The 12,202-nt window shown below is 50.1% G+C and carries 11 protein-coding genes and 1 pseudogene; 6 read left to right on the top strand and 6 right to left on the bottom strand.

From position 1 onward, the window contains the following. The first annotated feature begins 69 nt into the window (after positions 1 to 69). Positions 70 to 702, top strand: coding sequence for a helix-turn-helix transcriptional regulator (locus tag SGBXF1_RS12370; RefSeq protein ID WP_037415319.1), 633 nt, complete (start codon positions 70 to 72; stop codon positions 700 to 702). A 157-nt stretch (positions 703 to 859) separates the two neighbouring features. Continuing rightward, the gene (locus tag SGBXF1_RS12365; RefSeq protein ID WP_061806266.1) at positions 860 to 1,837 is read left to right on the top strand and encodes a bifunctional helix-turn-helix transcriptional regulator/GNAT family N-acetyltransferase; all 978 of its coding nucleotides are present in this window, start codon (positions 860 to 862) and stop codon (positions 1,835 to 1,837) included. Between the two features lie 57 nt (positions 1,838 to 1,894). Here SGBXF1_RS12365 and SGBXF1_RS12360 read toward each other — a convergent pair whose 3' ends face one another. Continuing rightward, complete coding sequence (locus tag SGBXF1_RS12360; RefSeq protein ID WP_186426900.1) at positions 1,895 to 2,671, bottom strand: NAD(P)H-dependent oxidoreductase; 777 nt, start codon at positions 2,669 to 2,671, stop codon at positions 1,895 to 1,897. Positions 2,672 to 2,757: 86 nt separating this feature from the next. On the opposite strand from SGBXF1_RS12360, the gene SGBXF1_RS12355 reads away from it, so the two are divergent. After that, a complete protein-coding gene (locus SGBXF1_RS12355; protein WP_186426899.1) occupies positions 2,758 to 3,666 on the top strand; it encodes a LysR family transcriptional regulator in 909 nt (302 codons plus the stop codon). A 21-nt stretch (positions 3,667 to 3,687) separates the two neighbouring features. On the opposite strand, the gene SGBXF1_RS12350 is transcribed toward SGBXF1_RS12355, so the two are convergent. The 3 genes from SGBXF1_RS12350 to SGBXF1_RS12340 form a co-directional block, all read right to left on the bottom strand. Continuing rightward, positions 3,688 to 5,667, bottom strand: a complete 1,980-nt coding sequence (locus SGBXF1_RS12350) for a TonB-dependent copper receptor (RefSeq protein WP_420329905.1) — start codon at positions 5,665 to 5,667, stop codon at positions 3,688 to 3,690. Between the two features lie 306 nt (positions 5,668 to 5,973). Further along, entirely contained in the window at positions 5,974 to 6,441 is a 468-nt protein-coding gene (locus tag SGBXF1_RS12345; RefSeq protein WP_130380744.1) for a DUF2946 domain-containing protein, read from the bottom strand. Positions 6,442 to 6,562: 121 nt separating this feature from the next. After that, the gene (locus SGBXF1_RS12340) at positions 6,563 to 6,829 is read right to left on the bottom strand and encodes a hypothetical protein (protein ID WP_130380742.1); all 267 of its coding nucleotides are present in this window, start codon (positions 6,827 to 6,829) and stop codon (positions 6,563 to 6,565) included. On the opposite strand from SGBXF1_RS12340, the gene SGBXF1_RS12335 reads away from it, so the two are divergent. Beyond that, positions 6,828 to 7,790, top strand: coding sequence for a 2-hydroxyacid dehydrogenase (locus SGBXF1_RS12335; RefSeq protein ID WP_186426897.1), 963 nt, complete (start codon positions 6,828 to 6,830; stop codon positions 7,788 to 7,790). The two genes, SGBXF1_RS12340 and SGBXF1_RS12335, sit on opposite strands and share 2 nt — an antisense overlap. Here SGBXF1_RS12335 and dsdC read toward each other — a convergent pair. Further along, complete coding sequence (gene dsdC, locus SGBXF1_RS12330) at positions 7,753 to 8,694, bottom strand: DNA-binding transcriptional regulator DsdC (protein ID WP_061806260.1); 942 nt, start codon at positions 8,692 to 8,694, stop codon at positions 7,753 to 7,755. The genes SGBXF1_RS12335 and dsdC overlap by 38 nt on opposite strands. Before the next feature lie 207 nt (positions 8,695 to 8,901). Here dsdC and dsdX point away from each other — a divergent pair, with 207 nt between their 5' ends. Together dsdX and SGBXF1_RS12320 are read left to right on the top strand one after the other, a co-directional pair. Further along, positions 8,902 to 10,239 carry a D-serine transporter DsdX gene (gene dsdX, locus SGBXF1_RS12325; RefSeq protein ID WP_061806259.1) on the top strand — a complete coding sequence of 446 codons (1,338 nt, stop codon included), beginning with the start codon at positions 8,902 to 8,904 and terminating at the stop codon, positions 10,237 to 10,239. 485 nt (positions 10,240 to 10,724) lie between these two features. Next, positions 10,725 to 11,333, top strand: a complete 609-nt coding sequence (locus tag SGBXF1_RS12320) for a class I SAM-dependent DNA methyltransferase (protein ID WP_186426896.1) — start codon at positions 10,725 to 10,727, stop codon at positions 11,331 to 11,333. A gap of 216 nt (positions 11,334 to 11,549) precedes the next feature. Here SGBXF1_RS12320 and SGBXF1_RS23860 read toward each other — a convergent pair. Continuing rightward, positions 11,550 to 11,939: pseudogene (locus SGBXF1_RS23860) on the bottom strand (nuclear transport factor 2 family protein). Between the last annotated feature and the right edge of the window lie 263 nt (positions 11,940 to 12,202).

Here is a 12,202-nt window from a genome sequence, read left to right as displayed (position 1 = left end):
AAGCGGCTGACCAGATGATAGAAATTGGCCAATATCATCATGGCTTAATCGCTACGGAGAAAGAGCAAAGTGTTGAAAACCACGTCCCAACTTGAATTATTGCAGTCAGTCGCTGATGGCATCGCTGCGCTGTTTTTTCCCAACGTGGAAGTGGTGATTCACGATGTCTCTACCAACAAAATCGCCTATCTGGCCAATAATCTGTCAAAACGCAAACCTGGCGATGACGCCGGTCTGGAAGATTTTGATATCGACAGCGATGGCCAGGTAACGGGACCTTACGAAAAGCTCAATTGGGACGGCAAAAAAATGCGTTCTGTGAGTATTGCCGCCCGGGATGAGCAGGGATTACCCCGTTATCTCTTGTGCATCAATCTGAGCACGGCCATGTTTGAAGACGCCAGGAATGCGCTAGACATGTTTCTGTCGGTTACGCGTTTGCAGCCACAGCCTCAACAGCTGTTTAAAGATGACTGGCAGGAGAAGATCAATACCTTCTTGCATGAGTGGATTCGTCTACAAAACACATCGCTGGGTTCATTGACCCGTGAGCAGAAAAAGCAGCTGGTGATCGATTTGTATAAAGAAGGTGCCTTCAAAGCCAAAAGTGCCGCCGATTATATCGCCAATGTGTTATCCCTTGGCCGCGCAACTGTGTACAAATACCTGAAAGAGTTAAAAAAAGGTGAGGGTAATGCCTAGGGTTTACTGTTTACTATGCCTGAAATCGCTTCTTGAACCATGTCATGCTACACCAGACACACTGCATTTGTACTTTTTGGCCAAGCCGTAACGACCGCTTGAATTCGTGAACAACTCTGATATGGTTGCGTGATACAACTATATCAGAGCGCCAATCATGTCGATAACTCAACCAAGTCCATATTTACACTCCATCAGGGATGCATCACGCCACTTAGTGCGTGAACTGGGCTTTATGGGCAGTACCCTTGCAGGGACGGATCTGCCTCCTTCAGCTGTGCATGCATTGATTGAAATAGGTGATCGGCATGTGGATACCGCGGCAGAACTGTGTAGCGTGCTCAATCTGGAGAAATCCAGTGTCAGCCGCATGTTGAACAAGTTGATCAAAACCGGCGAGCTAGTCACACAGCCCAGTGAGCGTGACGCTCGAGAAAAGCTACTGCGGTTAACGGAAAAAGGGCAGCAGACACTGGCCGGGATTAATCGGTTTGCTGAACATCAGGTACTTAATGCCCTGGCTAAGCTGCCGGCAGGAGCCAGCGCCGACATCGCCGACGGTTTACAGCATTATGCTGCTGCGTTGCGCGCGCATCGTTTGGGTGAAGCATCAGTTGCTCCTCCGGCTATTGAGATTGTTAGCGGTTATTTGCCGGGATTCGTCGGCAGGGCGCTCGAAATGCACATGCAATATTATTCACGTGCCGTGGGCTTTGGTGCCTTCTTTGAAGCTACCGTCGGTTCGATGCTGTCCGAACTCGCGAACCGGCTATCACATCCACAGAATCAAACCTGGTCCGCAGTGAGTGGGGAACGTATTGTTGGCTCTGTTTCCATTGATGGTGAAACTCTTGGAGATAACCGCGCCCATCTGCGCGCTTTCATTATTGATGACAGTTTACGTGGTCGTGGTGTTGGCCGTCAGCTTTTGAACCACGCCGTGAGCTTCTGTGATGAACAGGGTTTTGATGAAACACACCTATGGACGTTCAAAGGGCTGGATGCAGCCCGGCACCTGTATGAAAGCGTCGGTTTCGTGCTTGCAGATGAACAACCGGGTACACAATGGGGCCAACAGATGACGGAGCAGCTATTTATTCGCTGTTCTACGGATTCTCGCTCAATTGCACAGTAATTTCCCCGCTTGATTAAAGTACGGTGCACAGCATGATAGATGCTGTGCACTTAATCATTATTTGATGTGCGCGCTAAAACCTACCCGCTCAGGGGCTATATCGGGTTTCAGGATTAATTCCGGGATTTCATATTCCCCTGCATTCTGCCGGCGGAAGGGGATCGGTGCGGTGTGCGCCAGGTTGTCCAGACGTTGTCCCAGGGCGTGACTCATCTCGGCAAATCGGGCCTCGTCGACTCGACCGGTACGATAAATGACAAAAGGGGGTAACACGTCGAAGCCGGGGTAATGCAGGATCCCATGCTGAATAGGGAACAGAATGTCATCAATCGGGCCGTTGATACCCCGTGCCGCGTAGTGAGACTCCCATCCCCCAGTAGTAACAATCAACATTGCCCGTTTGCCAGCCAACGTTCCTTCACCGTAACGGTCCCCCCAACGTGAGTCAGAGTGTTCCCCCACACCATAGGCGAATCCATAGGCATAGACGCGCTCAACCCAGCCTTTAAGGATTGCCGGCATTGAGAACCACCACAGGGGAAACTGCAAAATGACCGTATCGGCCCAGAGCAGCTTTTCCTGTTCCAGCTCAATGTCCTGGCTCTGTAATCCATTGGCAAATGCATGCTGGGAATCGAGCGAAGGATCAAAGCGTGTGCCTAATGGGGAGACAGTGCTGTCATTGGCATCGAGCGTGGCTTTCCATTGCATGGCATACAGATCGGAAACCTGTACCTGATGCCCGGCAGCCTCCAAACGTTGGACTGAAAAATCTTTGAGTGAACCATTCAGTGACTGCGGTTCAGGGTGTGCATAGACGAGTAAAACATTCATAGCAGGACCTCCATTGGTTGATGGAAGTCAGGGTAGGCGCTTATCAGTTATACTAGAAATGAATTGCTAATATTACAGGTATTACTGTGAATAATATCAGACGACTGGACCTCAATCTGCTGGTGACGCTGGACGCCTTGCTGGCGGAGCACAATGTGACCCGCACGGCACAGCGCTTAAACCTGTCACAGCCTGCGGTCAGTGTGCATCTGGCTAAACTCAGGGATATCTTTAACGACCCTTTGTTGATGCCGGGGCCGCGTGGCATGCGACCGACCGCGCGCGGCGATGAATTACGAGAACCGCTGCGCCTGGCGCTTGAAGCCCTGGAGCGTGCGGTATCACCATCGGAACCCTTTGATCCTGGTATTGCGGACAACATCTGGCGCGTGGCGGCTTTTGATTATGGTGAGTCGACCATTGTTCAACCGGCGCTAATGGGGTTACGGGCTGCGGCACCGTATAGTCGGCTGGCTGTGATTGAAACGGTGCCATCACGCATTGCGAAGCAGGCAGAATTGGGTGAGATTGATTTAGCCTTTCATACGCGTGAAGGCTCACCGCCTAATCTGCGTCAACGGATCCTGTTTAGCGAACGTTACGTGCTGGTCGGTCGTGCGGGGCACCCAGGCTTGCAAAAAACGCCGTCACTGGCGCAGTTTTGCATGCTGGAGCATGTAATGGTGTCGCCGGACGGCGGGGGATTTTTCGGTATCACCGACAAGGTACTGGCAGACGCCGGTTTAACTCGGCGGGTGGTGCTTTCCGTGCCACACTTTCTGTTTGTGATCTCGGTGCTGGCAAATTCGGAGCTGGTGGCCATGCTACCTTCACGCCTGGTGCACAATAATAGTGCGTTGCAGGTCGTTGAACCGCCTGTTGAGATACCGGGCTTCGAAATGACCATGTTGTGGCATGAGCGTGCTCATCGTGATCCGGCACACCAATGGCTACGTGAGCATATTGTCGCGTCGGTCAGTGCTGCCGGGCGATGACGATGCATCGCCCGGCTCTGCTTAGAAGGTTACATTAACCTTGGCCCAGAGGGTACGCCCTGGCTCATTTACCGAAGTATTCGATGAATAACCGAAGGTGCTGTTGCCTGCCAGATTGAGGTGCTCGCTGTAGGTTTTGTTGAGGATGTTATCCAGCCCGGTACTGAGTTTTACATGTGGATTAACCTTGTACGCCACATTAGCAGAAAGCACGCCAAAGCCCGGGCTATCGGCAAAGTCTTTACCTACGACGTTACCTTGGTTGATCGCCACACGGTGCTGGCTGCTGACCACGCGCCAAAGACCCGTGCTGCTCCAGTCGCCACGCTCGTAGGTCAAGCCAAAGCGGGCTTCCAACGGTGGGATCTGCGGCAACGGTTGGTTATCAGTGGTGTTTTTGCCCCAGGAATAGGCCAGGCTGGCATCCGTTTTCCAATGTTCGGTCAGTTGGTAACCCATACCCATCTCACCCCCCATAATGGTGGCGTTGACGTTATCGGCCTGGCTGATACGCGCGTGGTGCGGATCATACTTGAACAGGATAAAGTCATTCACGTGGCCAAGATATGCCGAAACCCAGCTGTTAAAGCGTTTGTCTGTGTACTGCGCGCCAATATCGATTTGCGTGGTCTTTTCACTCTTCACGCTATCAAACGGTTTTTTACTGCCGTCCGGGCCAAAGGTCGGAGAGAACAACTCCCAGTAGTCAGGGAAACGCTCGGTATAGCCAATCCCGGCGTACACCATTAGCGGCATGCCGGTAAGCGTATGCTCAATACGCGTAAAACCACTCGGCAAGGTGTCCGAACGCTCGGTGTCATTACCGTATTTATAATTATCGACCAGGCTGCGATCAAGGCGTGCACCGCTGATGACCTTACTTTGTTCAGTTGCGGTCCAGGTCAGCTCGCCAAAGGCGCCGTAGTTATGAAATTGCGCATCCTTCTGCCAGCCGTCGCCCTGTTTGTTGCGATGAGTGTTAGTTTGGGTGTCCACACCGCTTTCCAGTTTGAAATCTTGCCACAACCAGGTACCCATTACGCGCCCGCCGACGGTGCGGCGATCCAGTTGCATCGTCATCCCCATGCCCATGTGTCCCATCGCCATGCCGCCCTGACCGGGGGAACGAAGGGTGACGTTATCCATAATATGGTTGGCATAGTTGTAATAAACCTGAGCTTCAAGTTTATCCAACACCTCGCCAATGTTGGATTTTTCAAACCGCATGCCCAAACTTTCACGCTTGAACTGTGAACCATCCATACTGCGGCCAGCATAGCGGGCTTCACCGTTACCGCGGCCCATGGTCACTTCCAGCAAGGTGTCATTGTCTGGCGTCCAGCCAAGCGCCAGATCGCCATTCCATTTGTCCCAACGCGACGGTACGCGTTGGCTATTGCCGTCCTGATAATCATTGGAGCGAGATTTGTTCCCCATCAGGCGCAGATAACCTTGTTCGCCACCCAAACTGGCGTCGATATTTTCGTCCCAACGTCCATTAGAACCGGCTAATACGCTGGCATTGCCTTTGATGCCAGGTTGATCAAAGCGTGGACGTTCACGGTCAAAACGCACCGTGCCTGCCGATGAGCCGGCACCCCAGAGTACTGTTTGCGGGCCTTTTGTTATGGTCAGCAAGTCGTAGCTTTCGGGTGAAATATAAGACGTTGGGGCATCCATTCTTGAAGGACAGGCTCCCAGCATTTCCCCTCCGTCGGTCAGAATCTTTAGCCGTGAACCAAACATGCCGCGGAACACGGGATCGCCGTTGGTACCGCCATTACGGATTTGCGAGAAGCCTGGGATAGTTTTCAGATAGTCCGAGCCATCACTGGCGGGTACTGGCTGACGTGGCGTTTTCGGTGATGTCACTATGGTCATTGGTGAATAAAGCGGTGCGGTTACGGTGATCACGTCGCCGTCATTCGTTTTGACGGCCGTATCATGCTGGTGCTGCTCTGCCGCATGACTGTTGAAGGCCGCCAGGATAAACAGGGGCATTGCCGCGCTGATATGCAGTGACAGAGGGCGCTTGGTATAATTTTTGGTTTTTCCGAACATCATCGTTCCTTAATGCAAATTTTGACGCTAAAAATAGCTTTCACCGCAACAGATTATTATTGAGACGTAAATATGCCCGGAGCATAACGCCGCCGTTAATAAAATCTTGGCCCAGTTCTGACGACAAAAATAACGTCAGAAGGGTTGCGATGAATAATGACTTGCAGCAATAGAATCTACAGGCGTGATTAACCCGCCTGGTTGAATCATTTCAACAGGTGTTATTTGGCTGCGGTCTATTAATTTTTAAATCAGAGGAAGTGATGCTGGTGGAGCACGCGGCTGCGACTCGGCGTGAATCACGTGGGCGAATAATGGAAAGATATAATGAGCGGGTGGTGCGCGTGACAGCAACGAACCTGACCAAAACAGAGGGGAGTATGCCAGGTCCAACAGCGGCACATGGATAAGCAATACGCAATATCCACAGGCGCTGTCATCCATCATCATCGCCATATTGTGGCTGCCGGTCTGCATGGACATCGGCATGCTGTGCGAGTTGACTTTACTGGTCTGGGCTGGCGGCGGCTCATGATGCATGGGCATCGACATATCCATACCGCAATCAGACATACCCGCAGATTCAGACTGCCCGACGCGTGCATGCTCCAGCGATCGAGAGATCACCGGAGCGATGAACAACATCAGGATCGCAAAAATCCCCAAACAGGCTGGGAGATAGCTTCGCGATGTGGCAGTTCGAATTAACGACACATATATCCTAAAATAGCGTGATATTAACGGGCGGGATTGTACTGTTTTATGCTGCAAATGTTAAAACATTTTATGCATAGTTAGCTAATTCGCAAAGTAAAATGCCATTCATCTCACGTTATCAACCATTTTGAGCATTAATAGTCACCTTGATTACATTGGCGAATAATACTGGCAATAAAATAGGTGTTATAACTTCGCTGATGGATTTTTCATCGAAAGTATCAAGGTAAATGACGCGATAATCAGCGACGGAAATTAATACTTGCTTTAGGAAGTGTGACATTACTTTTTGTATGATTGCCCCTGGCTGTTCGCACTTTCCGTCGTGAGGCATGAGGATCATTACGCTATGCTGAATATGAGCACTTTGCTGGAGTATTCCCATGCGTCGTCATCTGCTGATCATTGTTGAACTGGCGCCCGAGTTTCGACTGCAATTGGAACGGGCTGGCTTTTATGTGCATACCGCGACCTCGGTGGCAGATTGGGTCATGCTAGCGCCAAATATTGCTGCCAAGATCCAGGCCGTACTCACCAACGGTTCTACAGGGCTTAGCAGAGACGAAATGGCTATGTTGCCAGCCCTGGAGATCATCTGTGCGCAGGGCGCTGGCTATGAGAATGTTGATGTTGTTGCAGCGCAAGCGCGCGGCATTATTGTGACCCACGGTCACGGTACGAATGATGCCTCGGTCGCTGATCACGCCATTGCGTTGCTGATGGCGATTGCTCGTGGGATCCCGCAGGCTGATGCAGCAGTGCGCAAAGGCGAATGGAAGCAAGCACGGCAAGCGCGGCCCATGATCTCCGATAAAAAGCTTGGCATTCTTGGGCTAGGCAACATCGGTATGCAAATTGCTCACCGAGGAGCCATGGGGTTTGGCATGCCGGTGGCTTACCACAATCGTAGGCCGCGCGCAGACACACCTTACCTCTATTTCCCGACCTTGATTGCCTTGGCGGAGTGGGCTGACTTTATGGTTATCGCGACGCCAGGCGGCAGCGCTACCCGGCATATAGTGGACGCAGCAGTGTTGACGGCTCTCGGTCCCAGCGGATTTTTGATCAACATTGCCCGCGGCAGTGTGGTGGACACGTCAGCCTTGATTGATGCCCTCAAGCACCATCGGATTGCTGGCGCCGCGCTGGATGTGGTGGAGGGTGAACCCACGGTACATATCGAGTTAACCCAGTCTACCCATGTGATTCTGACACCGCATATTGCAGGACGATCACCTGAAGCGATAGCGGCAACGGCGCAGTTGGTTCTCGATAACCTCAACGCATATTTTCGCGGGGAGCCGGCAATTACGCGGGTTGTTCTCCCAATGCCTTTAACCAAATAATGAACGCATCAATTTTGGGCCACTGGCGGTCGGAAAGCGTCGACACATAGTAGTGTTGATCGCATTTCAGTTCCATTTTGGGGAAGGGTGCCACGAGTTCACCGGTACTGAGTTGTTTACCGATCAAACGTTTACGACCCATAGCAACGCCGACATGGTTCATGGCCGCAGTGACGGCCAGATCGGAACGATCGAATCCTATGCCCGGAGATGTATCCAGATTCACGCCGAAATGCTGCGCCCAACTGTGCCATTCATCGGTACCGGAGTCATAGCTCCAGGCTTGCCGATCATGAAGCAGAGTACAATGGGAGAGGTTGCCTGGAAAGTTGACCAACTCAAATTTATTTGCGTACTCCGGGCTACATACGGGAATAATCGCCTCATCCATCAGGTATTGATAATGGAGCTGTGAAGACGGCGTCGCATCAAAATACACCGCCAGATCGATCCCCGCCCGCTGGAAGTTCACATTTTCATTACCGGTTAGAATGGTCAGATTAATGGCAGGATAACGGCGAGAGAAATCCGCCAGTGCCGGCACGATCCAACACTGGGCAATCGACGGCCGTGAGTAAACGGTTAACGATCCTGACAACGCCTGATTTTTGATATCCAAAATCTCTTGGTTCAGAGTACCGAATGAAGACTTCAGCGCCCAAAAAACCCGTTTGCCTTCTGTGGTGAGTTCCACCTTACGATGAGAGCGGACAAACAGCTGAATACCCAGGTTTGCCTCAAGTTGATTAATGTTATGACTGACCGCGCTAGGACTGACTGAAAGCTCATCAGCTGCCATCGCAAAAGATTCATGACGCGCAGCGACTTCAAACGTATACAACCGTGATAATTGCCAACCATTAAGTGAACGATGTTGACCTGTTAGCAGGTGATTTACCGCCATAACGCCCCCTGGAACTTAAAAAATATCTGCGCTTAGCGCACTAGTCTGGTGAGTAAACTTGACCCATGTCGCTAAATTGCACCATTTCTTGGCGTAAGTCACTCGTTTGATTCTGTTTTACTCATGTGAGCGTGGATTTTTATCGTTTGTCACCGATCGCCGTTTTCCTGTCCAATGAAGGCAGGTTAATTGCAGGGGATAGAGGCTATGGATTCACACGTTTGGGTTGCTGTCACGCTGATCGCCAGTATTGCGCTTATCATTTTGACTATCGTTAAATTTAAATTTCACCCATTTTTGGCGTTGTTGCTAGCGAGCTTTTTTGTCGGTGGCATGATGGGCATGGGACCGATTGATATGGTCAATGCCATCGAAAATGGCATTGGTAGCACGTTAGGTTTCTTGGCTGCTGTCATAGGATTGGGCACCATCCTGGGCAAGATGATGGAGGTTTCTGGTGCGGCAGAGCGAATTGGTATTGCGCTGCAGCGTTGCCGTTGGCTTTCTGTCGATGTCATTATGGTGTTGGTCGGCTTGGTTTGCGGCATCACCCTGTTTGTTGAAGTGGGCGTGGTTTTACTGATCCCATTGGCATTCTCCATCGCCAGAAAAACCAATACCTCATTGCTGAAGTTGGCGATTCCTTTGTGTACTGCGCTGATGGCGGTGCACTGCGTCGTTCCTCCTCATCCAGCCGCGTTGTTTGTAACAAACAAGCTGGGTGCAGACGTGGGCACGGTGATTGTCTATGGGCTGATCGTCGGGCTGACGGCATCACTGGTCGGGGGGCCGTTGTTCCTGAAATTGCTGGGTAAACGCTTGCCGTTTAAAGCGGTACCGCCAGAGTTTTCAAATCTGGCCGTGCGGGAAGAACATACATTACCATCCCTTGGCGCAACGCTGTTTACCGTTTTGCTGCCGATCGTGCTGATGCTTGTTAAAACGGTCGCTGAGCTGAATCTGAGTAAAGAAGGGCACTTGTTTGCTGCAATGGAGTTTATCGGTAACCCGATTATCGCCATGTTTATTGCTGTGTTCGTGGCTTATTACGTGCTTGGGATACGCCGCCATATGGGGATGAGCGCCCTGTTGAGCCACACAGAAACCGGTTTTTCTTCTATCGCCAATATCTTGTTGATCATCGGTGCTGGCGGGGCATTCAATAGTATTTTGAAAACCAGCGGGTTAGCGGACACCCTGGCACTGATGCTGTCCAACCTGCATATGCATCCGATTCTGCTGGCTTGGTTGGTTGCACTCATTTTACATGCCGCCGTGGGCTCCGCCACCGTTGCCATGATGGGGGCGACAGCGATTGTCGCGCCAATGTTATCGCTTTATCCCAATGTTAGCCCGGAGATTGTGACGATTGCCATTGGCTCTGGCGCCATAGGCTGTACCATCGTGACGGATTCGTTATTCTGGTTGGTGAAGCAATATTGTGGTGCGACGCTAAATGAAACCTTCAAATACTACACCACAGCAACCTTTATCGCTTCAGTATTGGCACTGGGAATGACCTTCTTGCTTTCATATGTAATCTGAAACTGAGCCGGTAAGGACTGTATCTATAAAGTAGGTAACAGGATGGATTTTAGTGACAAGGTCACCTAAATCCATCCGAATTAATGCTGATTTAGTTGGCATTCAACCCGTAATAGACCACAAATATCCTGAGTATGTAGGCTACAGAGAATCTGCCTGGCAGATAGCCATGTGACAACGTCACAAAACCTTTCTTGTTGTTCCAAATTAGAACGCATCTTTCAGTTAAGGCATCTGATACACAGTCATGTAAAAGCCTCATTTTATGCTTTCAATAGATGCTTATAACGGTGCGTTTTGGTGAATTCTGCAAGGATAATACAGCCAACATGTCTCAGATTTCACGTAGCGCGATCAAAAAAGAGCGGGTTTTGAGGCTATATTTAAGCCAGTAACCAAGGGTTGAGGCAGATAACAGTAAATTTATGTCCGGTCATCATAAAATTCCGTCGATTCAAGCACATGTTGAAAATATGGGAGGGTAAATGACACATTCTTCAGCAGGGAAAATCATCTCATTATATGAGCAGCATGCCGAAGCCTGGGAAAAACTACGACCAACGGATCTCTTTGAGCAGCCATGGTTGGACAGATTTTTGAGTTTGGTGCCAGTAACCGGGAAGTTACTGGATATCGGATGTGGGAACGGCATGCCAATTGCTGCATATTTTAGTCAGCGGGGTTTCGACGTTATGGGGATTGATAGTTCGCAATCGATGATTGATGCATGCCAGAAAAAATCCCCACATCAGCAGTGGCGCGTGATAGATATGCGCACATTAGCGCTCAATGAAATGTTTGATGGGCTGATCGCCTGGGATAGTTTTTTTCATTTACCGCGTGATGACCAACGCCAGATGTTTAAAATTTTCGCAGCACATGCCAAGAGTAAAGCGGCATTGATGTTTACCAGCGGCACCAGCGATGGCGAAGCCATTGGCGAGTTTCAAGGGGAGCCACTGTATCATTCAAGTTTGGCGCCAACAGAGTATCAGCAGTTACTGCATGAAAATGGCTTTGATATCGTGTATATGGTTTTTGAAGATCCTGAATGCCAAGGTCGTACAGTGTGGCTGGCGCAAAGAACAGCCTGAACATTACATGGATGAAGGCCATGACAAAGCCAAAACTGTAGATATCACGTAACGCCACTATGGTGCGCATAATGTATATTATGTTAAATTACATTGATAGCTACGCACCAGGCTGTCCATTCTGGCTATAACTCGCCTCACTTTTCTCTTTAGCGGTTCTGTCAGCAACCCAACGTCAATTCATTGGTGATTATTTGTGGCTCAACATTTACCGTGTCAACAACTCGTCGGCGTGCCCTGATGAAAACGCATCTGCCATTGATCGCCATTGTCTTTTGCAGATAACAACCAGATCGATGAGCGCAATGTGCATCGAGTAACACCACCATCATCACTGCGATGAAAGCTACGATACGTCAGCAATACCGCACCTTCGGCAATGATGGCTAGCTTAAACCCTTCGGAATAAATCGGTGCCTGACCACGTTCTATTTGAAGTGCTGCCAGAGTTTACTGTTTATCATAGTAATTACCTGAACGCCCAATCTCTTCAAATTCATCATGCAGCAACTCACTAACCGACGTGATGCTGTTTCTCGTTGCTGACTGGTGCAGCTTAACTTCCAGGGATTGGATTAATGCCAATAGTTGTGTCGAATCGGTCAAAACACCCTCCTTTTTTTGATCGCGCTACGTGAAATCTGAAAACATTTGGCACTCATCCCTCTGCAGATCTCTTCAAAACGCGCCGTACCAACCTACCTTTATCACTGTGTCAGACCAGCGATATGTTCAAACTCGGGGCCATCTTGCCCAATGCTTAACGTACCGCTTCCGGTTATTAAAGAGATCATGGGGTTGTTGGTAATGAATAAAGCTAATCTTTGTTCATTATAAAATTCCTCATCAGGATAGGTCTGTCAATAGTC

Origin of the sequence: Serratia grimesii, from assembly GCF_900186025.1 — a bacterium.
In the GTDB taxonomy this organism is placed as follows: Bacteria; Pseudomonadota; Gammaproteobacteria; order Enterobacterales; family Enterobacteriaceae; genus Serratia; species Serratia grimesii.
This window is presented reverse-complemented; position numbering and strand designations above follow the sequence as displayed.